Source organism: Rhizobium sophoriradicis, from assembly GCF_025200795.1.
GTDB lineage: Bacteria > Pseudomonadota > Alphaproteobacteria > Rhizobiales > Rhizobiaceae > Rhizobium > Rhizobium sophoriradicis.
This window is the reverse complement of record NZ_CP104156.1, coordinates 145,965-169,359: the sequence shown is the minus strand read 5'-3', so window position 1 is coordinate 169,359 and position 23,395 is coordinate 145,965. Positions and strand designations below refer to the sequence as shown.

General features: G+C 55.7%; 18 protein-coding genes. 2 read left to right on the top strand and 16 right to left on the bottom strand.

The genetic code is table 11. The annotated features are described in order from the left end of the window. Nucleotides 1-211: 211 nt before the first annotated feature. From N2597_RS31605 to N2597_RS31560, 10 genes are all read right to left on the bottom strand, one after another. Nucleotides 212-3,010: a sensor domain-containing protein gene (locus N2597_RS31605; RefSeq protein WP_012489479.1), complete on the bottom strand. Its 2,799-nt coding sequence runs from the start codon at nt 3,008-3,010 to the stop codon at nt 212-214. Between the two features lie 175 nt (nt 3,011-3,185). Next, complete coding sequence (locus N2597_RS31600; protein ID WP_008534399.1) at nt 3,186-5,447, bottom strand: methyl-accepting chemotaxis protein; 2,262 nt, start codon at nt 5,445-5,447, stop codon at nt 3,186-3,188. Nucleotides 5,448-5,739: 292 nt separating this feature from the next. Further along, on the bottom strand, nt 5,740-6,705 hold the full coding sequence (locus N2597_RS31595; protein WP_008534397.1) for a helix-turn-helix transcriptional regulator: 966 nt from the start codon (nt 6,703-6,705) through the stop codon (nt 5,740-5,742). Between the two features lie 296 nt (nt 6,706-7,001). Further along, nucleotides 7,002-8,267, bottom strand: a complete 1,266-nt coding sequence (locus N2597_RS31590; RefSeq protein WP_012489478.1) for an NAD(P)/FAD-dependent oxidoreductase — start codon at nt 8,265-8,267, stop codon at nt 7,002-7,004. Nucleotides 8,268-8,330: 63 nt separating this feature from the next. Then, a complete protein-coding gene (locus N2597_RS31585; protein WP_004671505.1) occupies nt 8,331-8,642 on the bottom strand; it encodes a putative quinol monooxygenase in 312 nt (103 codons plus the stop codon). A gap of 12 nt (nt 8,643-8,654) precedes the next feature. Next, nucleotides 8,655-9,758, bottom strand: coding sequence for an NAD(P)-dependent alcohol dehydrogenase (locus N2597_RS31580; RefSeq protein ID WP_004671507.1), 1,104 nt, complete (start codon nt 9,756-9,758; stop codon nt 8,655-8,657). Between the two features lie 58 nt (nt 9,759-9,816). Beyond that, on the bottom strand, nt 9,817-10,815 hold the full coding sequence (locus N2597_RS31575; protein WP_026188838.1) for an ABC transporter permease: 999 nt from the start codon (nt 10,813-10,815) through the stop codon (nt 9,817-9,819). Between the two features lie 5 nt (nt 10,816-10,820). Next, the gene (locus N2597_RS31570; protein WP_004671512.1) at nt 10,821-11,762 is read right to left on the bottom strand and encodes an ABC transporter permease; all 942 of its coding nucleotides are present in this window, start codon (nt 11,760-11,762) and stop codon (nt 10,821-10,823) included. Nucleotides 11,763-11,774: 12 nt separating this feature from the next. Further along, nucleotides 11,775-13,304: a sugar ABC transporter ATP-binding protein gene (locus tag N2597_RS31565; RefSeq protein WP_012489476.1), complete on the bottom strand. Its 1,530-nt coding sequence runs from the start codon at nt 13,302-13,304 to the stop codon at nt 11,775-11,777. Nucleotides 13,305-13,359: 55 nt separating this feature from the next. After that, nucleotides 13,360-14,448 carry a substrate-binding domain-containing protein gene (locus tag N2597_RS31560; protein WP_004671515.1) on the bottom strand — a complete coding sequence of 363 codons (1,089 nt, stop codon included), beginning with the start codon at nt 14,446-14,448 and terminating at the stop codon, nt 13,360-13,362. A gap of 255 nt (nt 14,449-14,703) precedes the next feature. On the opposite strand from N2597_RS31560, the gene N2597_RS31555 reads away from it, so the two are divergent. Both N2597_RS31555 and N2597_RS31550 read left to right on the top strand, forming a co-directional pair. After that, nucleotides 14,704-15,333, top strand: a complete 630-nt coding sequence (locus N2597_RS31555) for a 2,3-bisphosphoglycerate-dependent phosphoglycerate mutase (RefSeq protein ID WP_008534389.1) — start codon at nt 14,704-14,706, stop codon at nt 15,331-15,333. A gap of 364 nt (nt 15,334-15,697) precedes the next feature. Continuing rightward, on the top strand, nt 15,698-16,804 hold the full coding sequence (locus N2597_RS31550; protein WP_004671520.1) for an NAD(P)-dependent alcohol dehydrogenase: 1,107 nt from the start codon (nt 15,698-15,700) through the stop codon (nt 16,802-16,804). Nucleotides 16,805-17,040: 236 nt separating this feature from the next. Here the strand turns inward: N2597_RS31550 and N2597_RS31545 are convergent, their stop codons facing one another. The 6 genes from N2597_RS31545 to N2597_RS31520 all read right to left on the bottom strand — a co-directional run bounded on the left by N2597_RS31545 (nt 17,041) and on the right by N2597_RS31520 (nt 23,336). After that, nucleotides 17,041-18,321, bottom strand: a complete 1,281-nt coding sequence (locus N2597_RS31545; protein ID WP_004671523.1) for a bifunctional 3,4-dihydroxy-2-butanone-4-phosphate synthase/GTP cyclohydrolase II — start codon at nt 18,319-18,321, stop codon at nt 17,041-17,043. Nucleotides 18,322-18,337: 16 nt separating this feature from the next. Continuing rightward, entirely contained in the window at nt 18,338-18,856 is a 519-nt protein-coding gene (locus tag N2597_RS31540) for an NAD(P)H-dependent oxidoreductase (RefSeq protein WP_004671524.1), read from the bottom strand. A 360-nt stretch (nt 18,857-19,216) separates the two neighbouring features. After that, on the bottom strand, nt 19,217-19,615 hold the full coding sequence (locus N2597_RS31535) for a GFA family protein (protein WP_010029274.1): 399 nt from the start codon (nt 19,613-19,615) through the stop codon (nt 19,217-19,219). A gap of 11 nt (nt 19,616-19,626) precedes the next feature. Beyond that, nucleotides 19,627-20,922 (bottom strand): LL-diaminopimelate aminotransferase, encoded by a 1,296-nt coding sequence (locus tag N2597_RS31530; RefSeq protein ID WP_423228316.1) that lies wholly within the window; start codon nt 20,920-20,922, stop codon nt 19,627-19,629. Next, on the bottom strand, nt 20,922-22,091 hold the full coding sequence (locus tag N2597_RS31525) for an ABC transporter substrate-binding protein (protein ID WP_004671529.1): 1,170 nt from the start codon (nt 22,089-22,091) through the stop codon (nt 20,922-20,924). The genes N2597_RS31530 and N2597_RS31525 overlap by 1 nt, the downstream gene beginning before the upstream one ends. Before the next feature lie 123 nt (nt 22,092-22,214). Further along, nucleotides 22,215-23,336, bottom strand: a complete 1,122-nt coding sequence (locus tag N2597_RS31520) for an LLM class flavin-dependent oxidoreductase (protein WP_011053356.1) — start codon at nt 23,334-23,336, stop codon at nt 22,215-22,217. Nucleotides 23,337-23,395: the final 59 nt, after the last annotated feature.

The window sequence follows — 23,395 nt, the reverse complement described above, 5'->3', positions numbered from 1 at the left end:
CGAAAGCGAAAACACGTCAACGTATGTTTCGTCGCGCAATTCGGTACAGGGCCTGCATATTTCGGAACATCAAAGCACCTGAAGTTTTAAGTAATTCCTATTGGTCCGCGTTTTATCCAATCGCCCAGAGTAGTTTGGGCTTCCGTTGGATGAGTGCGGTATAAACAGCGCCGCAGGTGGCGTGGTTCCTGCGCGCTGTTAGCCGTAGGCTTCACGCGGTTCGGGTCCCAACAGATGCGGGAGGCAAGCGCATGAGTGCCACCCCTTCCTCTGCGGGCATCGGCGTAAGATGGGAATCAGCGCGAGAGAACTCGGGCACTGCGTTTGCAGCGAGAAGTTCGGACTTCGGGATGGGCTTGCTATAGTAGAACCCCTGTGCCACAGCGCAGCCGCTTTCAGCCAAGAATTTTTCTTGATCGACCGTCTCCACGCCCTCAGCGACTACATTTTGCCCTAGGCAGCGCGCAATTGAGAGAATTGCCTTGACCAGTTCTCTACTTCGCTTGTCGGATCGATTGATGAATGACCGGTCAATTTTGAGGGTATCAATGGGAAAGTTAGCCAAATAGCTCAGAGATGAGTAGCCGGTGCCGAAATCATCGATCGCTATGGAAATTCCGCTCGCATGCAATTGAGAGAGTGTCGTCGAAACGCCCTCGCAGTTATGGAGCAGGAGACTCTCAGTTATTTCAACCTCGATCCACTCCGCACGACAACCGGTTTCCTGCAATACGTCCGCCACCGTTTGCGACAAACGCGGGCATTGAAACTGCTTAGGAGACAAATTTATCGCAATCTTGTGCGGGGGCAGTCCATCTGCATTCATGACGGCAGCCGTGCAACACGCCTCATGCAGCACCCATCGTCCAAGATCGATGATCAATCCCGTTTCCTCGGCGACACCTATGAATTCTCCCGGAGGGATCATTCCCATCTTCGGATGATGCCATCGTAGCAGTGCTTCTGAACCGATCACCTTTCCGTTGTCCAATAGGACCTTTGGCTGATAATGGAGTTCAAGTTGCTCATGTTTCAAAGCTAGGCGTAGGTCTGATTCTAGCGCTAGGCGCTTTTCAGCCCCAATCGTGAGATCCTTTGAGTAGAAGCGGAAGTTGCTACGCCCCGAGCGCTTCGCCAAATACATCGCAGAATCCGCATATTTCACCAAATCGTCGGGAGCGTCGCCGTCATTTGGAAATACCGATATCCCGATGCTGCAGGATACAAAGATCTCCCTGTCGGAAAGCATGAAGCGTTCGCCGAATGCGGCAAGCATTCTGCTGGCAATTTGAGCCAAATCGTCATTGTCCTGAACATTGGGCAGCAAGACTGCAAATTCATCTCCACCGAGTCTCGCCACGGTGTCGCTGGCACGGACGCCTTTTTTCATGCGTGTCGCCACCTGCCGCAGCAACTCGTCACCGACGGGATGTCCCATAGTGTCATTGATCGCTTTGAAATGGTCCATGTCGATCAGCATCACCCCGGCTCGCTGGCCCGCCGAAGCCGCGTCCCCGATCATCTCGCGTAGCCGTTCATTGAAAAGTGTCCGGTTAGGCAGGCCGGTCAGAGAATCGTAGAATGCCATCTGATGGATTTTCTTACGGGACGTGTCCAGTTCGGTGATATCGCGGGCGACGCCGAGGATCCCCATCAGCTTTCCCCCCGTGAATACCGGAACCTTACGAGTCTCCAAAAGCGTTGATCGACCGTCCTCGTGAGCGGTAAACCGTTCCTCATTGATGAGAATACGGCCGGCTTGCATGGCCTCCTCATCCTTGTCACGAAAAAACTGGGCGAGTTCGGGAGTAAACAGGTCATAATCCGTTTTCCCGACGATTTCCGCTTCTGCCTTGCCGACCAATTCTTCGAAGGCATGATTGCACAACAGATATTTGCCTGTTACGTCTTTCAGCCATACCATATCCGGAATGGTCTGCAGGACACTTAGGAGGCGAGCCCGAGCTTCAATAGTCGTGCCCTCGGCGTGCTTTCGTTCGGTAATATCGCGAGATAACACCAGAAAAGTGACGGTTGAGTGATTGCTGCTTGGTCGCCTTGCGACCGACAGTTCAAACCAACGGGATTCGCCGTTTGGTAGGGCTATACGGACACAACGACCGTAGGAGGCGCCGGTTTCATCGGCTTCTTCAAGAGCCAGCATAGCGATGTCGGCCTGATCTGGAGGGAGCACATCGCGGACAAGCTTGCCGAGCAGCACTTCTTTTCGCTGCGCCAGGATCTCCTGATTCCTTGCCCAGACCTGCAGGTAGCGACCGTCGGCATTTACCTCGAACAGAACGTCAGGAATGGCGGCAATAATTCCCTCTGCGAATTCAAGAGCCTCTTTGAGATCATGCTCCGCACGTTTTCGCTCTGTGATGTCCAACATCGCGCCAACCAAGCCGATCCTGTTACCAGCGATATCAGTGATTGCGGTCTTGCTGAGTAAAAGATCAACGACACCACCATTCTCGGTGGTGGCCTTTGCTTCATATTGCTGAACACCGCCATTTGCAAAAAGCGCCTCGTCCAACGCGGCATACGTCTCGGCTATGGGTGCGGGCACCAAATCGAAAACGGTTTTTCCGATAATATCTCCCTTTGAGCGGCCGGAGAAGCTTTCGAAGGCCCTGTTGCAACCAAGGTGTATCCCATCTCTGTTTTTGAAGAAGACGGGTAACGGGATCGCGTCGAGTACGACGGCACTGGACATCTCTTCGGCGTTGAATGGCAAGTCGACGTTTGTCGCAGGATGCCGGGGATTCGCCCGGAAAGCCTTCTCAAACGGTTGCTTCAGACTTGCGACATCTGCGTCGTGACCGTGCGATGGCCGGACAACGGAGGCTTCCGAAAATGGCGGGGCCGTGCCCGTGGCAAGCGGAGGGCTGGCATTGACCGCGTTGCGGAAGGCTCCACGCCCCTGGTCGATTTGAGCATCAGTCGCCATCTGCACTTCCACAGGCTGTTCGGGGCGGGATGTGCGTTCCGATTGACGTACGTGTTTCATGTGCCTGTCCTGCTTTGTCACGTGGCTGAGCAATCATGCGTCAAGCCAGCATTTTGTTAGGACCGCACAAGTCATTTGGCGGAGTACCATGCCGCTACCCCACCGGGATATCGCTCTCATTCAGAATCATCAGAGACGTGTATTTGCATGTGGTCGGCGACGCCGCCCATATCATTTAGAACGCTTGCCAATCATCATTCGAAGGCGCGAGCACCAGGTTACCACGGCGCATCGGATAGTCTCCGCGGTCAACCATTGTCTGACCGGGCGGGAAGCTCTTCCCAAGTTCGCCCGTGACCTTCTGTGGCTTCCCGCTCTCGTCTTTGAAGTGGAAATGTTTCAACAGTGCGGCTAGGCTTTGGCTCTCTTGAGCGAGGTGCGATCCTGCAGTATTCATCTCCGCGACCATGCTCGCATTTTCTTGAGTGGCATGGTCCATATGGTTAACCGCGCCGTTGATCTCGCGCAGGCCCGACGATTGTTCCTGGGAGGCCGTTGCGATTGCGTCCATATGAAGATTTACATCCTGCACAAGCTCTTCAATCGTTCTCAGGCCCGATCCGGTTTCACTCACGAGCCTTACGCCTTCGTCGACGGCAAGAGCTGAATTGCCGATGAGATCCTTGATTTCTTTTGCCGCTGTCGCTGAGCGCTGTGCAAGCTCCCTGACCTCCTGGGCAACAACCGCAAAGCCTTTTCCCGCGTCGCCAGCACGCGCTGCTTCGACGCCGGCGTTCAGCGCCAGGAGGTTCGTTTGGAAGGCGATCGCGTCGATGACGCTGATGATCTGGGAAATCTGCTTGGAGGAGTTTTCAATGCGATTCATGGCGCCGATAGCATCGCGTACAACCCGACCGGACATTTCCGCATGATCTCGCATCTGTTGGACGGCTCCGCGCGCCTCAGCCGTCCTCTTCGTGGTCGATGCAACGTTGACGGTTATCTCCTCCAACGCCGCTGCAGTTTCCTCGAGCGAAGCCGCCTGCTGCTCCGTGCGTCTTGAAAGATTTTCAGATGCGGCCGAGACGCCCGAGCTGCCATTCGTGACCGTTTCGACTGAATGGCCGACGGTAACAAGCACGTCCCGGAGCTGACGAATGGAAGCGTTGAAATCCCTGCGCAAACTTTCAAACTGTGGCGCTAACGGCTCCTCAATTTCATAAATCAAGTCTCCATCCGCCATCCGCTTCAACCCGGTTGCCAATGCCGTCGTCGCTCGGATGAGGCGCTCTTCTGCTTCTTTTTCCGCCCTTACCTGAATATCCAGCTTCTCTTGGTCAGAACGAATGCGCTCAGCTTCCGCGGATGTCTCCAGGTTACTTTTCTGTATGGCCGCGCCGCGGAAAAACTCAAGGCAACGCGCCATGTCCCCGATCTCGTCGCGTCGGATCGTCAAGGGCACCGGCGCCGACGTATCGCCTTCTGCGAGTGCCTTCATTCGGCTTGTCAGAGTCCGAATGGAGCTTGAAATTCTCCGAACGACCGAAATGCACAAAATGAGTACCGTAGACATGATCAGAAGCGTGGCGCCGGAGTAGCCGATAAAGGCATTGCGAAGATCGGCGTAACGCTGAAATGCCATCTCGTCCAACTCGTCGCCGGTGCGCATAATGAGTGCGGTCAACAAAGCAGCCCGCTGTTGGGTGATTTCATTCCATCGATCCAACGTCTCGGGGGGGAAGGAAACGCCCGGCTGGTTTGCATACATCTGATCGCGAACGCCCGCGATGAACTTGCCTGCGGCGCTGGCCTCGAAGTCGTCATAAGATTTGACGAGATCGGCGGGGAGAAATTCCTGCATCGCAGGCACATAAAGCTGCTTTAGATTTTTTGACTGTAAGAGGGACGAAAATAGATCGACGGACATGGCTGAATTTTTGACGTAGGCTCGGCCGGGCCTGATCTCCAGCAAACTAGCTTCCGTGATCTGCATGAGCGCGTGAAAACCGGTAATTTGGCGTGCTAAATCCAAATCATTGACAGTCGCCCCAGTGCGACGGACGAGCTCCAAGCCCGCAAGGGCAGCTGGGCGCAAAGCAACAGCTCCCTCCGCCTCGCTAGCCGTTCCGTCATCGACGCGCCGGCGGAAGCTATCGATATTGTCCCGCCTTTCACGAATGATCTGTACCGCCCGTTCTATGGCCGGATCGTCGAATGCCTTTTTCCAAGAGTCGTAAGCGGAAAAGACCGCTGTAAAAGCCCTGTCCGATGCAGCTTGCTTTGCCCGACGCACGTCGGCGCCTGCAAACGCTTCCGCCGCTATAGCTTGGGCGAGGAATCCGCCTTCCCGCCCAAGTCGCTGCGTTGTTTGTGCGCTGCGGAAGGTAGAGTATTCTCGGTAATATCCCAGTGATGTTGATACTCCGATGATTACGAACGCCGTCAACGGGATAATTGCCAAAATCATTAAAAGTAGAGATAGCGGCAGTCTCGACATATGTTCCTCATAGACGACTATAAATTACACCGGCTTCCATTAGCGACGCGGTCCAGAACATTGCGACATTGACCGCTATGTGTGAGATGACCTCGGCATAATTACTATAAGATTAACCCCTGTAGTGGTCTTGAACTGCGTTGCGCAGATCGGAACATCGTCGCGTTCAGGGGATCATCTGCAAGACAGATCTTGGGCCGAGGCAGTCGGCTTTTCTGGAGAGTGCTGTTGCTGCAAGCCTTGAGGACGGTCGAGCGTGCCGGCTGATCGTAGCTCGGTCGGCGCAATCTGCTTATGATATACGCAATGTTTCCGAGGGAAGTACCCCATAGCGCTTGCGATAGTCCGCAGAAAATCTGCCTCTATGCACGAAGCCCCATTTCAGAGCGACCTGCGTGACCGAGAGGCCAGGTTCGCCTGTCATCAGTTCCTGATGCACTAATTCCAACCGTAGGTGCTGCAGGAATGCCAGAGGGGTCGTATTCCGAAAGTTGCGAAAACCGCTTTGAAGAGTGCGTCGGCTTACGCCACAAGCCGTTGCGATTTCCTCAAGAGATAGCGGCCGAGTAATATTGGCACGCATATAGTCGACCGCCCGCTTAACGGCCTTGGGTAAGGGTGATTCAGCAACGCGGCATAACTCAGATGAGTAGCGATGCTGCGCAGCTTCGATCAAAAGCTCCATCGTCGTTTCAGTGAGGTGATGAAGTGCTATCGGTGATTGAAGGAGGGTTCCGTCTCGTAATCCAGCATACAGCACTGGTACCAGTTGAACCAAAAGGGAGCCGAACCCGACCGATAGGTCGATTTCTGGCGAAAAATCGAGGCTGCCTCTTATTGGCGTATTGAGCCGACATCCCAAACGGCGCGTCAGCTCATCATGGGCGATCCTAAGCCCCAAATGTTTCCTGGGCCCAATGAATTGGGTCGTACTCGCCGACATACTGTTCACGAAAACGCCCCGCGTTCCCTCTGACGGGATTTGTCTGCCGTCAACGGTAACGACCGATCGCCCATGTAGTGGAAGCATGATGATGTTTGCCTCCGCCGGTCCCCGGTGCTGGACGGTTAGGTCGCCCTCGTAGTGCGCGGCAATAACTGCAATCGGACCATTGGTAATCGCATGTACATCGTAGGCGATCGTCTTATCGCCATGTACATGCGCTTCAGATTGCGGGGAAAGCCTCGAAAGCGCTGCCGCGAGTTCCTCGCTGCAGGTACCTTTGAGCGAGAAATGGTCAATCTTAGAGGGGGACACTCTCAACTCTCCACATCATCACTTCCTTCCCGAAACGGTATTCAAGCATGAGGCCCGCCTATCGCTAACGACAGGCGGACAGGGCAATTGACTTGTCGCGGCCAGTCCTCGCCGTGAATTCGACGCAGTCGAAGTCGCCTAAGTTGATAGTGCGAAGATCAATCATTGTTATATATGGAACTCCGACAGAATTGTTACCTGCTGCCAACCATCGCTTCGCAACCGATTCCCAAATGTCTGGCCTTTGATGGTCTCCATTCACGGCCCAGCAGACTCGGGCGTGCTCGCGCTAGCGACTAAACCTCATCCTTTAAGGTTTCTTTTTGCGTGATCAAACGTGCGGAGTGATGGCCGGAAACAAAGATCCATAGCCAGCTTAGTCCCACTGCCAATCTGCTCCTCGTACCTATCAGGAAGTAGATATGGGCAAGCCCCCAAATCCACCATGCAATTCCGCCCTTGAGCCGGATCTTCCCAAAGTCGATAACAGCCGAATTCGGCCCGATGGTAGCCAGGTTTCCCAGATGCCTATATCTGAACGCACTTGGAGTGGGTATACCCAGACGTCGTGCTTCAATTACCGAAGCGACATATTTGCCTTGCTGTTTGGCGGCGGGAGCCACTCCGGGGACGGGTGTTCCATCAGCGGCCTTCACGGAGGCAGTATCTCCAATAATAAAAATCTCGGGCTTACCGCCAACAGTCAGATCTGGCTGCACGACCGCCCTACCCGCCCTGTCCTTTTCAGCACCGACCCAGGCGGCGGCGTTCGACGCTTGCACCCCCGCAGCCCAGATGACGGTCCGGCTTGAAACGAACTCATCTCCGATCGCGATGCCGTTCTCGTTGCATGCCGTCACGGGAATGCCTGTTCTCACTTCGACGCCCATCTTGATTAGCGACTGCTCGGCATATCTCGAAAGTGCCTCCGGGAACACGGGTAGGACACGTGGACCTGCCTCGATGAGAAGGATGCGCGCCGATCTGGTGTCGATGCTACGGAACTCCTCAACAAGGGTTCGTTGGGCCAGTTGCGCTATAATCCCAGCCATCTCCACGCCTGTCGGGCCTGCTCCGATTATGCTGAACGTGAGCATTGCCTTCCGCCGTTCGGGATCAGCCTCCAATTCGGCCTTCTCAAACGCGAGAAGAAGCCGCCGCCGGATGGTCGTCGCGTCTTCGAGTGCCTTTAGCCCGGGCGCAAACGGCTCCCACTCGTCCCGGCCAAAATAGGCGTGCCTTGCACCTGTCGCGAGAACGAGCGTGTCATAGGGAATAGCATTCCCATCCTTGAGCGATACTACGCGTGCCTCGGTATCAACGCCAACAACCTCGCCCAGCAGCGTCGATACATCCTTTCGTCCTCTGAACAATGCTCTGATGGGCCAGGCTATCTCCGAGGTTGCCAATACAGTCGTGGCAACTTGGTAGAGGAGCGGTTGAAAGAGGTGATGGTTGCGCCTGTCGACGATCGTTATGGAAGTGTCGGGACACTTGAGGTCCTTCGCTAACTGGAGTCCGGCAAAGCCACCGCCGACTACGACAACTCGATGCGTATCCATTTCGTCTCCCTCAAACCTGCGCGCTCGGGGCGCGCGCCTCGTAGAAATGGCCATTGCGCCCGATCAGTCGCTGATACGGGTATTTACATTAATCGACGGTGGACTCACCAACAGTGGAAGAAGAGGCTCCAGCACCCGCTTGACATTAGGATGTTCGCCATGGCCAACGACAGCCGCCTCATTCTGCCAGCCGTCTAAGATGATGAAAGTGTTCGGATCGTCCGACCGCTGGTAGAGGTCGTAGTAGAGACAACCAGACTCTTCGCGGGCGGGTCCAATGAATTCCTGAAGGAGTTCTTTTACGCGATTTCGATTTTGGGACGTGGTTTTGAATTCCACGACAAGGTGCTGTTCCTCTGACTTCTTCGATGTCATTTGCGCTGGCTCCTAATTGAAAACGACGACCGGCTTGATCACTCGCCCGGCTTCGGCGTCCGCGATCGCTTCGTTGATCTTCTCGAAGGGATACTTGGTGATCAATTTTTGGAAGGGGAAAAGCCCAGCCTGATTAAGATCCATCATCTGCGGAATGAACAGCTGTGGAATCTGATCACCAAGGATCGCACCCTGGATCTTGCGATTGAACACCATTAGATCGAGGGGGATGGGAATGTCGTTACCGAGCGCGTCGAGGCCGAGCAAGACAACGTGCCCGCCGGCACGGGTGCACTTGATCGAGTTCAGAATAACCGGAATGATGCCAACTGCGTCAATCGCGAAGTCGGCACCGCCGCCCGTCAGCGCATGGATCTGGTTGACTACGTCGGGATCTTTGCCGTTGATCGCATGTGTGGCACCAAGCCCCATGGCCATGTCTAGCCTCTGCTGATTCAGATCTATGATGATAATCTTGCTGCACCGACGAACTTTGGCGGCCATCACGGCGGCCATGCCGACAGCACCTGCGCCGAAAACGGCTATCGTCGACCCTATTTCCGGCTTCATCGCGTTTATCACTGTTCCTGCACCCGTTGCCATGCCGCACCCGAGTGGCGCAGCGTCGGTAAGGTCGAGGTCTGTTTTCGGCAAAAGCGCTGCATTGTTTTCAGTCGCAAGGATATGCGTCGCAAAGGACGACTGGCCCACGAAATTGCTGCCAATGCCAACTTCATCGCAGAGCAATGCCTTCTTACCATTCGGACGAAGCCCCGTAAGATTGTACTGGGTATAGTTTTGGCAGTTCATTGGGTGAGAACGGCGGCAGTCGGCGCAGAATCCGCATGAGCTCTGGCTCAGTGCGACGTGATCACCCACTTTGAGGCTCTGAACTTCTGGTCCGACCGCCTCGACGACGCCGACGCCTTCGTGCCCCGGGATCACCGGTGCCGGCGGGCCAAAAATACCGTCGCGAAGCAGCAAGTCCGTGTGGCAGATCCCGCTCGCAACCGTGCGAACCAGGATCTCGTTGCCTTCGGGGTCAGCCAGTTCGAGTTCACGGAATTCCAGCGGGCTCTTTGGCTTCACGGCGACAGCCGCAGTGATTTTCACCATTATATTCTCCTGCGTTCTCCCGCAATTGCTACGGGAATGACTTGATCGGCCCGACGGACTAGACGCGACCCGCGCGCGCACCGTAGATGATTGCGGCAAATGCAATGATCACGCCCTGGACGATAAGCTTGCCCGGCTCCTGGATGCCGAAGACGGTCAGCATCGCGAACAGGAAGCTGAAGGCAACGACGGCAACGAACGGCCCGGCGACGCCGCCCCGGTCGACGCCGAACGTCACACCGCCGAGGATCGTGGCGGCGAGCGCATTCATGAAGGTGTCGAAGCCTGGCTTGATGGTGCCGACCGCCAACGCGGATACCTGGACCAGGGCCGCGATGCCTGTCAGGGCGCCCGCGAGCGTGTGCGAGACAAAAATCGTACGTGCCAACGGAATTCCTGTAGTTTCCGCCGCCCTCGGATTGTCGCCGACGGCCCTGAAGTAACGCCCGACGATGAGAAAGCGAAATGCGATAGAAATCAGGGCGGCGATGACGATCCACAGGACCACGGAATAGGAAAGGCCGTGGATATTGCCGCTCGTAAGTATTCGAAGCCAGCTTGGCGTTGAACCGGGCGCGCGGCCGGCGCTCATGTATTGGACGATCCCAATCAGAATGGCCGAAACACTTAGTGTGGAGATAACGGCAGAAGCGCGCACGTATGCTACGAGTATTCCGTTTACACCCCCCACAGCTAGCCCAATCACAACAGGCATGAGGACGGTCATTAGCGGTGGATAGTTGTTGAGCTGGCCCGAGCTGGCCAAATAAATCGCGAACGCGAAAATACCGCTGACAGAGAGATCGATGGATCGCACCCGCATGACAAGCGACTGGGCGAGCACCGCGATCCCGAGCGGCGCTGACTGCTTGAGGATTACAAACCAGTAGTTGGGATTTATGAGCGTGGCGCTCACTGCTGGAGCAACCGCAACCAGGATTGCGAGCACATAGTATGCGGGCGGTAGCCCGAGTATCCACGAAATGGCGCTCTTACCCCTCAATGAGCGAGATGGTGCTTCAGTTTTCGAGTCTGATGTGGTCATCGAGAAGTCCATCTCTTTCAAAGTCCGATTGTTTTGCGTCGCTGCGAAACGACGAGTACGAGAAGCAACACACCCTTGACGACCGACTGAAGAAATGCAGAGACGTTGGCCAGATTCATCACATTATTCACTGTCCCGAGGATCGCCGCGCCAACGACGGTTCCCACAATGCTTCCGATGCCCCCGGCGAGGTGGACCCCACCCAATGCTGCAGCCGTTACAGACTCAATCCCGAATGAAGCGCCGCCCTTAGGATCACCCGATGCAAGGCGACCTGCAAGAAACATCCCCGCAGCGCATGCGAATAGAGCGGAAAGAACATACGCTTTGATGATGGTGCGCTCGACGGGAACACCGTTCATCCGTGCGTTGAAGTCATTGCCGCCGGAAGCGAAGAGGTAGAGGCCGAAGGGACGACGATAGAGAATCCAGGATGCGAAGAGCGATGCCGTGATCAACCAAAACAATGAGTTAGGTACGGGGCCGATGGATCCGGCTACCGAGCCGGAAAGCCACTCCGGAACGCGCCCACCTGGGATTGGCAAAATGATCAACGCGATACCTTGGCCGATGCCCATTGTTGTCAGCGTCATGATGATTGGATGTACATTGAGGCGCGCGACACCGTAACCGTTCGCTACTCCGAACCCCATCGCCACCGCGATGCAGATAAGCACGCGGGTTATCTCAGGAAGATCAAGCGTCATGATCGTCGTCGTTAGACTGATGACGGACCCAACCGACACGTCGAGGCCGCCAGTGAGAATGACGAACGTCTGACCGAGAGCCGAGATGACGAGCACCGTCGATTGCGCCAGGAGATTAGACAAATTCTCCGGATCCATGAAGTCCGGCAATAATATTACCGAGGCGACAACCATCACCAGGAGCGTTCCAATGGAAAGCCCGATCGCTCCCGCGCGATAAGGGAGCTTCAGGCGACTGGCAAATGAATTCATAAGTTATCCTCCTCAATGCACCGCAGCACGGGGATCCGGTGACGCACTCGCCCCCAGCGCAGTCTCGAGGATTCTTTCCTCGGTCGCCCCCTCTGCGGACATCTGCCCGACGATCTTCCTGTCATGAACGACCAAAATGCTGTCGCAGAGCCCTATAAGCTCAGCGTGCTCGCGCGACGAAACCACGACCGCACCGCCACGATCACTGAAGTCCCGCAGCAATCTGTAAATCTCTGCCTTTGCACCGACGTCGACGCCGCGCGTGGGCTCCTCAATAACGAGGATGTCCACTCCGGAGAGCAACCAGCGGCCCAGCAGCACCTTCTGCTGATTCCCGCCCGAGAGTTTACCTACGGGCGCATTGGGATCGGCGGCCGCAACTCGTAACGACTTGATCACCTCGCGGACCTTCGACACCGATCGCCACGCAACGCTTGCCATATTCCGATTGAGCTGTTTTCCCAGCGCGATGTTGTCGTAGATAGGCAGGCGCAGGAACAGCCCTTCCTGCTTCCTGTCCTCAGGGATAAAACCGATTCCTGATGCGACCGCGCGAGCGAACCCTGACCCTACATTCACCACGTGCATGCTGTTGTCGGGGCCGGCACGCCACACGGCGATGGCCTTTGGCGATTCAACGCCCACAATGGCACGCATTATCTCTCGCTGGCCCTGTCCTTCGAGCCCTGCCAGCCCGATGATTTCACCTTTTCTGACAACGAAAGTGACTGTCGAGCTGCTGTCGTCGAGGCGCAAGTCCGAAACCTCCAGCATTGCCGCTCCGGTGGCCTGCGAGCGCGGCGGAAAGAAGTTCTGAAGTTCGCGACCAACCATTGTCGCTACCAGCGTTTGCAAGTTGAAGTCCTGCGCTCTTGCAGTCCTTACCCAAGCGCCATCTTTCATGACGGTGATGGTGTCGCATAGTTCGAAGACTTCATTCATGCGATGAGAGATGTAGACGACAGCCTTATGTTGAGCCTTAAGGTCGCGGATAACCTTGAAAAGATGCGCGACATCGGTCGAGTTCAACGCCGCCGTTGGCTCGTCGAAGATGAATACGTCCGCGTTCGACGTAAGTCCCTTCGCGATCTCAACTGCCTGCTGCTGCGCGACAGTCAGTGTCTCGACGATCGCGGTTGCGTCGAGCTGTGGAAATACGTCAGCCAGCAAAGCGCGAGCGCGTTTCACTACCTCGACGCTATCGATCGAACCGTCAATGCGACGAGGTTCGTGGCCCAGGAACATGTTCTCAGCAACGGTGAGATTGGGGATCAGGGTAAACTCCTGAAACACCGTCGACACTCCCGCCAACCGTGCCTCCTTAGGGGAACGGAAATTGACTTCCTCCCCGCGGAGCCGAACACTTCCTGCGCCCGGCTGATATACCCCCGCCAGAATACGCATCAGGGTGGACTTCCCCGCGCCGTTTTCCCCCATCAGAGCGTGCACGGAGCCACGTTCCAGGGAAAAGCGAACGTCCGAAAGGACTTTCGTGAAACCAAACGATTTGTTGATGCCGACCATCTCGACAAGCGTGCTCATGGGAATTTCCATCTTCGACAGGGATACGGGCACGAGTGATCGTGCCCGTAGTTCATCAAGCCTTGAAATAATCAAGGAGCTTTTCGTTCGGCATTTCGGTCGGCGCCCAGTACGCATCAGTGAGATCTGCGCGATAGAACTGGGAGAGCGTCTCGTCGGTGATCGGCTTGGGGCGGTTCGTCCAGTTACGCTGAATCGGCTTCCCATCCAGCAAGGCGAAGGCGGCCCGTAGCGCGGCAGTAGACAGAGCGGGTGGGCAAATCGGACCGATCGAGGAAAGTTTTTCGTCATTCCAACGACGCATCCAGCCGTTAAGTGCTTCGCCCGTGATTGGCGGGATCGTTGAGGCGCCAGCCTCCTGCAAGGCATCCAAAACGCCAAGAGACATGTTGGCTCCATCGGTCCAGATGCCCGCGACATCGGGGTCGGAGAGATACAAGCTTTCGGCGATCTTCTTTGAGTCCTCATAAGACCAGCTTCCGTGCTGGGTCGACGTGATCTGAAGTCCAGACTTGCTGAAGACTTCCATGGCGCCTGCATAACGATCTGCATCGATGGGATGCCCGGCGACGCCACGCAGAACCCATACCTTGCCCTTGTTGCCAAGCTTGTCGACGAGGAACTGAGCCATCACGCGCCCGAAATAGAAGTCGTCGCCCTGGACCTGAACCGTAAACTCCTCGGTGTCGACGCGTCCGAGATAGACTACGGTTGGAATGCCAGCAGCCTTTGCCTTCTTGATGCCCTCGACGGCGGAACCGGTGGTTAGCGGTGCGATGATGATCGCATCGACCTTCTGGGCGATCAGATCCTCGATATCGGCAACTTGTTTGGAGGCATTGAGATCAGCGCTCCGGAACTGGTAATCAGCGATCCGATCCTTGTTCTTTTTTATTTCATATTCGGCTTCAAACGCCGTCTGGTAGGTATGCGTTGAACCAGCGAGGCCGTAGTGGCTGTGTCCGATCTTCCACGGGCCTGACTTCTTGAACTTACCCGCGTCGACAATTGGGTTGGCGCCTTCGGAGGGCCAAGTGTCAGGTAGGAGACTGATCGCGTCGTCGGCGCGAAGAATCCCCGGCATTCCGAACGTGCCGGCTACAGCAATTGCCCCGCTCGCTTGTAGAAATGTACGTCTCTTCATGAAAATTCCTCCTCCGGCCGCTCTGGGCGGCATTGTCTGTTAAGGCGAGAGCCTTGCCTTCCCAAGCCGTGCCGGACTCTCCTCAATACGGCGGAGTGCATTGGTATGAGCTATCAGACAATCTGTCAATAAATATAAACTTCGACGTTTGTTTTTTCGACATCGTTTTGTTTTCACTTGCACATAGTCGCACTTGACGGATTGTCCGATAGTGCGACAATATTCGTGTTCGCTAAATCGATGGGAGGGTTATGAATGTCCACTCTGGTGATTGTCCGGCATGGCCAAAGCGAAGGGAACGCGCGCGGGGAGTTCACGGGTACGAGCGACGTGCCGCTCACACAGGAGGGCTGGTCTGAGAGCAGGCGAGCCGGCTCACTGCTCGCGAACCTCGGCATCTCGTTCGATATTGCGTTTAGCTCTGCCCTCTTGCGCACAGTCGACACTTGCAGAGCGATTTTGAACGAAACCAACGGCGATCTGCTGGAGCCAATCAGGAGAACCGAGTTGAACGAACGCGACTACGGACAGCTCACCGGCATCAACAAGAACGTGGCACGTGAGCGGTGGGGCCAGGATGTTGTCCAGGTTTGGCGCCGCTCGTACAGCACTCCACCACCTGGGGGAGAAAGCATACGGGACATAAGCGCGAGGGTTCTGCCCTTTTTGATAAGCGAAGTGTTCCCCCCCTTGTTGAGAGGGAAATCGGTTCTTGTGGTGGCCCACGGGAATACGATCAGGTCACTAAAGCAGGGCATCGAACGCCTCACGATCCAGGATACGCTCGCTATTGAGTCACCGACCGCCGCGCCAACTGTATACCGGATTGCGTCGGACCTCTCGATCATCGAGAAGACTAACGTCCTGGTTGGTACTGTCTGTTAAGCCTGGCTGGCAGTAGCATCGTTTGTAGTCGGTTGAACTTGGCAATACCGGTGTCTCGAAGCTGTCGATAGCCTTCAGAACCGGCTCGACGTCGGCAAGCGACGCCATCCGGCTCGCCTCACACGTTGCTACTAAATTTTCGTCTGCCGATCTTTCAGCCCAAAGCGGGACAAGACGCATGCTCCCTTTCGAACATGCATCGGAACCCTTTGATCACTTCAAATCAGCGTTCACTCGTGACTTTGCAAAAATGCAGCCCTGCTCCGGTTGAACTGATCTAATTTAATAGAGTAATTATTGACTGATTGTCTGACGATGAGTACGTTCGCGCGAATTGCGTTGTGAGCCTTGGAGGAACAGTTACATGAAGCAGGCATATGCGGCGGTCTCGCGCGAAAAGGCGAAGCCCTTGATCTTGGAGTGCATAGGGATTGAGGAACCTCGTGCAGACGAGATTTTGGTCCGCATCGTCGCATCGGGGGTATGTCATACCGACCTGGTGGTCAGGGACCAGGGATATGACGTACCTCAACCTGTTGTGTTGGGACACGAAGGCTCTGGCGTCGTCGAGGCCGTCGGGAGCGCAGTTAAAGATCTTGTGCCCGGTGATCACGTTGCTTTGAGCTACGCCTATTGCGGCAAGTGCGAAAAGTGCCTTTCCGGTACACCTTTCTACTGCGAGGACTTCTTCGGTCGCAATTTCCGCGGCACTCGTCCGGATGGCACCTGCCCGATCCATGATTCTCACGGGAAACAGATTAGTGGCTGCTTCTTCGAGCAGTCGTCATTTGCAACCTACGCCATCGCCAGCGAACGAAACGCCGTGAAGGTTGCAAAGGATGTTCCACTCGAGTTGATCGGACCGCTCGGGTGCGGGCTTCAGACCGGTGCTGGCGCGGTACTGAATTGCCTCAAGCCGAAGCCCGGCTCGTCAATAGCAGTGTTCGGTGCTGGTGCGGTTGGCATGGCGGCTACGATGGCCGCGAAAATCGCCGGATGCGCGACCATCATCGTGATCGACTTGAACGATGAACGGCTGGAACTTTCGCGCGAACTCGGGGCGACGCACACGATAAATGCCCGCAAATTGGACAGCGTTGCCGCGATCAGGAAGATCGTCCCCGCAGGCGTTGATTTCAGCTTGGAATGCACGAGTTCGCCGCGAGTTTTCCGTCAGGCAGTCGACTGCCTTGGTACGCCGGGAACATGCGGTCTCGTTGGCTCGTCCGCTCTCGGCACTGAAGGCACGATCGATATCGGGAACTTCCTTTTCGGCCGCACATTGATCGGCGTTGTCGAAGGACAAAGCGTTCCGTCCGAGTTCGTCCCGCAGTTGATCGAGTATTGGCAGCAGGGACTTTTCCCGTTCGACAAACTGGTTCAGTTCTATGACCTCGACCAGATCAACGAGGCGATGGCTGATTCCGAGAGCGGCAAAGTCATTAAGCCGATCCTTCGCATGAAGCATTAGTTTTGCGAGACTTTTCGAAAGACAAGACGGACCGCGATTAAATGCGATCCGTCGGAACAGCCGTGCTCAAGACGAGATATGGTCGAACGCTGCTTTCGATGCAATCGCGGGCCACATCACTCCGATAGGCCTGCACGAATGATGTGCTGGCAGGGCCCACGCAAAAGCTCTAGGACTCTGCCGGTCAAAGGCGGCCCCCTACAATCACCGGCAGGTAAGTGGCGAGGGCGGCTCCGTTATCCAAGGGGTCCAGAGAACACCTGCGCGCCAAACACTGAAAAGACGTTGCTCCGGCCGACGTGTTCAGCTGACGTGTCCTGGTCCAACAGGTGGCCAAACCGATCGCGCTTTGTCTTAAAATAAGTGATGTTGGACGCGCTAGATGCGGCGATCAGACTCTGGCGAGACGACACGATGACGCCTGACGTTCGCAGCGCCTCTATTTTTGTAGGATTGTTGGTCAGAAGCCGAACGCTGCCGATACCGAGGTCGCGGATGATATCCGCCGCTGCGTTATATTCGCGGGAATCAGATGCGAAGCCGAGTTCCCGATTTGCCTCAAGAGTATCACGACCATGATCCTGCAGGCTGTAAGCCGCAATTTTGTTTCCTAAGCCAATGCCACGCCCCTCTTGCCCACGCATGTAGATCACGCAACCAGCGCCCGCTAACTGGACCGCCCGAAGAGCCATTTCGAGCTGTTGACCGCAGTCGCATCGCATGGACCGGAACGCCTCACCTGTCAGACATTCAGAATGCACCCGTACCAGAACGTCTTCCTTCTCGCACAACTCGCCAAGTGTCAAAGCTAAGTGTTCAGTTCCCGTCAAACTATCGCGATAAGCAATTGCCTTGAAATCCCCAAACCGCGTTGGCATAAAGGACTGCGCGTAACGCTTTACCCTCGTATCACGACTCCTGCAGTACTCAATCAAAGCGTCGATCGTTACTATGTGCAGGCCATGTTCGATTGCGAACTTCTCGAGATCTGGCAGTCGAGACATGGTTCCGTCGTCATTGGCGATCTCGCAGATTACGCCAGCCGGCGCCAGGCCGGCAAGTCGTGCAAGATCCACGGCAGCTTCGGTGTGGCCAGGACGGCCCAGGACACCGAGACGATTTGCACGCAAAGGAAAAATGTGACCCGGTCGCGATAGGTCTTCCGGCCGCGTCTGCGGATCGATGAGCGACTTGACGGTTGCTGCTCGATCTTCGGCTGAAATCCCTGTCGTTGTGCCGTGTTTGCAATCGACGGAAACGGTAAATGCCGTCTGCAGTGAGTCCGAATTACGTGTGACCATCAGGGGGATCTCGAGTTTGTCGAGACGTTCGGCTGGAAGTGGCACGCAGATAAGGCCTCTCGCATATTTCATCATGAAAGCGATGTGCTCAGCTGTTATTTTTTCGGCAGCAACGACTAGGTCGCCTTCATTCTCCCGGTTTTCGTCGTCGACCACGATAACCATCTCGCCCGCTTCGATCGCCTCGATCGCCTCATCTATGCTCGAAAAAGACATGGAATCCTCCTCCTTATTATGGGCTGACGGCGCGACGCGCGGCATCGAGCTCTCTGTCGACAAGCGCGCGCAGGTTCTCAGAAAGAGCATCGTTCTGAAAATCTTCATCGAGAGCGAAAATGAAACGGCTATGTATTTGCGCTTCGAAAAAGTCGAATAAGGCTTCCATCGAGGCTTCGACGAGCGGCTTGTGACTCGATGCTTTACCGGTTGCAAAAGGGATCACATAGCGGCCCTTAAGCGCTTTCATGTCGACAAGGTCGAATAAATGCTTCAGCAACCCAGTGTAAGATGCTTTGTAGACCGGACTACCAACAACTAGCACGTCACTAGCCAAAATATCGTTGAGTGCCGCTTTAACAATCTCAGCGGCGCTGGAGGGCAACACTGTTGCCCCAAGGTGCGGATGAAGGTCGACAAGGTCCCAGCAGCTTGCTTCGTTGCCGGACGCGCGCACCCGATCCACCATGAAGTCTGCTACGGCCCGGGTTTTCGAGGGGCGCGATAAATTCCCCGTTATTACAACAACTTTCATGTCACAGGACTCCCAACATTCTCGCATAAGACAATCTTACAATTTTCACTCACACCGCAATGGAGGTCGTTGAGGACCCGTGGGGGCAAAAATAGTCCTGCGGTGTCCTGAGCCCTCACAACCCGTAATTTCCCAACCTCGAAGGCTGGATTGCTTCGCAGAAGTCTTCTGTCTCGTACGACTTTATTCTCTCAATGGGTGGGCTCGCCGTGCAAGCGCACCTACTGTCTGCAATCCCTGCCGCTTTTACCGACCCAGCACGTTTGCGTTAGAACCTCCTGGACACGGAATGAGGCGTTGCCGCTTGATATACGGTCGCCGTGGCTCCACCTCAGTTACGACAGGTAGTATCCCGGTCACTTACGGGAACTCTGGTGAGCTTGCCTTCGATGGATCATGGGCGAGCCAAGGTTCCGCATGCGATACCCATACGTTTGACATCGGCACACTTCCAGGATCGGTATCGAACGTGCCGGCTCTAACGACTTTGAGCTCCGGGCTGGCCGGCCGCTCCGCATAAACGTGCGAGCCACATACCGAACAAAACCACCGCAGCTTTCCAGGCGTCGATTCGAAGCTATGAAGCGTATCTTGGCCTGTAAGGATCTTGAAGTGCTCGCTTTTCACCTTCGCAGCGGTATTGTGATCAGCGGCGTGTGACTTCCGGCATGTTTGACAGAAGCAATTCCACATGGGTCCATCAATTTCCTGAACCTGGTACGTTACCGCTTTGCATTGGCATGATCCGAAGATTGGCATCGGGTATCCTTTCACTGATTCATTATGTTGATTTCAAATTTCTCGTCGCCGCTAAGCCAGCGTTTGATGTTGCGCGCAGCCTGGCGGATGCGGTGTTCGTTCTCGACGAGCGCCAGACGGACGTAGTCGTCGCCCATTTCGCCGAAGCCGATACCCGGTGCAACGGCGACGTCGGCCTTCTCGACCAGCAGCTTGGAAAACTCCAGCGAACCGAGATGACGGAACTTTTCCGGGATCTTTGCCCAGGCGAACATGGTGGCAGCCGGCGGCGGCACGTCGAAGCCGGCCTTCCCGAAGCTTTCGACCATGACGTCGCGGCGACGCTTGTAGACGTTGCGAACCTCCGCAATGTCGGAACCGTCGCCGTTCAGCGCATGGGTCGCGGCCACCTGGATCGGCGTGAAGGCGCCGTAGTCGAGATAGGACTTGACGCGGGTGAGCGCCGCGATCAGCCGCTCGTTGCCGACGGCAAAGCCCATGCGCCAGCCGGGCATGGAAAAGGTCTTCGACATCGAGGTGAATTCGACGGTCAAATCCATTGCACCCGGCACTTCGAGAACCGATGGCGGCGGAGCGCCGTCGAAGTAGATCTCGGAATAGGCAAGGTCGGAAAGCACGATGATGTCATGCTTCTTGGCGAAGGCGACGACGTCCTTATAGAAATCGAGCGTCGCGACGAGGGCCGTCGGGTTCGACGGATAGTTGAGGATCAGCGCCAACGGCTTCGGGATCGAATGCCGGACCGCCCGCTCCAGCGGCGGGAAAAAGCTCTCATCCGGCTCAACCGACATCGAGCGGATCACGCCGCCCGCCATCAGGAAACCGAAGGCGTGGATCGGATAGGTCGGGTTCGGGCAGAGGATCACGTCGCCGGGCGCGGTGATCGCCTGCGCCATGTTGGCGAAGCCTTCCTTGGAGCCCAAGGTGGCGACCACCTGGGTATCCGGGTTGAGCTTGACACCGAAACGGCGGGCATAATAGGCGGCCTGGGCACGGCGCAGCCCCGGAATGCCCTTGGAGGAGGAATAGCGGTGGGTGCGCGGATCCTGCACGACCTCGCACAGCTTGTCGACGATCGACTGAGGAGTGGGAAGGTCGGGGTTTCCCATGCCGAGATCAATGATATCGGCGCCGCCCGCTCGCGCGCTTGCTTTCAAACGGTTGACCTGTTCGAAAACATAAGGCGGCAAACGTTGAATTCTGTGAAAGTCCAGCACACTATTTCCAATCAAATCGCAGATACCTCCCGCGCCGATTATAGAAACCGACGCGGGAGGCTGGGAGGTCTCCTTCCGGAGAACATTCATTACTTCTTCGGCCGCCAAGCTAACGGATCTTCAGGACGTTCGAAGTAGTTTGCAGCGACGTCTGCAGGCCACCAGCCGTTGTTCTTCGGCTCGATCCAATCCGTGGAATTGGGATCGCAATCTTCCTTCAGCACTTCCTTCACGTCATCAATGGTGTAAGGAAGCGCAGGACGAAGAATCGACTGGATCTTTGGTCCCTGGCCTTCGAGCGTTCGCATCATGACGTCCCACACAAGGCGGGCATCAGACCGCGGCGGCCAGAAATGGAAGCTCTTGCTTATGAAATCAGGGTTCTTACGCCAGTAGCAGGCTGCCGAAGCCTCACCCCCGAGCACGATAGGCATCATGTCGCGGCCGGATTGCTGTACTGCGTTCACGACACCGTTTTCTGAAGCGGACTGAACGAGAATGCCATTAACCTCAGCAAGATTGGTGGCAAGAAACTTCTGAACCTCAACCTGGGCGACCTGGTCGGTCCATTTGCCAGCTATCGTGCCTACAATTTTGATACCGGGGAATTTATCGAACGCGTTCTTCGCGCCGATGTCGAAGCTGTCCGATGATGCGAAACCGGGGATGCCCGATACCATCAGGACGTTGCCTTTTTCACCGATTTCCTTGGCAAGCCATTCAGCAGCCTTGTAGCCACCGTCGGTGTTATTCTCTGTGGCATTGATTGCGTAGGGTGATGTGACATAGCCCGAGACTGAGAAGACTGGCACGCCTTTCGAATGAGCATACTCTATGGTCTTGTTAAGTGCGGTAATGTTCGAGCAGCAAATGACGATCGCATCAACACCGTCGTCAACCATCTGCCGCATCTGCTGGATTTGGACAGCGTCTTTGAGGTCAGACTGCGTGACGATTAGATCGGAGACTAGGCCTGCTTCCTTATATCTCGGAAGCAATACGTTGGTGAATTCGTCCAGGATGTTCGCGCGCCAGGTATTACCGGCATATGTGGATGCATAACCAATTTTCCACGGCGGTGGACGTTTTGGAACAAAATCTTTGTACACCGTCCCCCCGAGCGGAATGGCGGGATCGATATTCTCGTAAAGCGCCTTTTGGTCCGGCGGCAACGAATCGAGGCCGTCAGCCTTCGCCACGCCGTTCATGTGATAAAGGCTCGACAGCGTAAAAAGCGCTGCAACGATTTTCTTCAGCATTCAGGGCCTCCTCCCCTTGTGGTTCCGCTCAACCGCCGGCCCCTTTGGCCGCCAGCCGCGAAAATCCTGCCAGAATCTGGCAGAGTTCGTGTCGGGACGGCAATCGCCGTCCCGAGGACTGGTTCAGTTGCGCAGACCGGCTTGCTTGAGCAGCGGCATGACACGGTCGTTAAAGAAGGGAAGTTCCTCGTTGTAATCGACCATTGTCAGCAAGGCGCCGTTGACGCCTGTATTGCTGAGATCCACGAGCTTGTCGGCGACTTGTTCTGGATTGCCGACGATCGGGTATCCACCCCAGCCAGCGACGAAGCGTTCCTTGAATTTTTGATACATTTCGGCAGAATGGTTTTGAGATTGCACCTGCAGAACTTCACAGATGTTCTCGCATGCCTCCCAGTCACCCTTCTGGTTGACGTAGTAGTCGTAGTATTCCTTTGCTTCCTTCTCCGTTTCGCGAACGATAACGGGGCAAGCTGTGAATGTGCCAAGATCACGGTTATATTCAGTACGCGCCAGGTCCTTCACCTTTTTGACCCAGGCAGCGCCGGATTCCATGTCTTGCATGAAGCCGAAGTTGAAGTCGCAGAACTTGGCGGTGAAATGCAGTCCCTTGCCCGAGGCGCCGGCGCAGATCAGGAGCGGGCGACCCGCCTTGTTGTAGGGTTTGGGTTCACTGAAGGCGTCTTTGACTTTGAGGAACTCGCCTTCGAAGGTAACGCCATTGCGTTTCCAGAGCGTCTCGACGATATCCATCCATTCAGTGGCGTATTCATAGCGGGTGTCGTGCTCCATCATAGGAACTCCGAACATTTCCATTTCGGGAGTGAACCAGCCGGTAACGAGATTGAGGCCGTATCGACCCTTCGAGATGTGATCGATTGTTGTCGCCATCTTGGTTGCAACAATCGGGTTTAGCGTCGGAATGTGAGTCGTTGAGAAGAACTGGAGCTTCGTGGTGACCGCCGCGAGAGCGGCCGCCCAGGTGAACGTATCCATGTTCACGCCATTGAAGTTTGAAGGACCGCCAAAACCACGCCAGCGTGCAATCGGCACCATGCATTCCCAACCGGCTGCCTCAAGCTTCTTTGCAATCTCGACGTTGTGGTCGAAGGTAGGTTCGAACGTTGTCTCAGCGAGCGTAATCGCGCATGCATTCGAGCAATTCGTGCCAAATACGCCGAGCTTGAGCTTGTTATCATTGAACATTGGGTTTCCGGCAGCGCGGAAATCGTCTTGTGCGGTCACTGTAGTCCCTCCTCGGGCTGGCAACGGATGATGCTCAGCCCACTCAAATGCGTTGAATA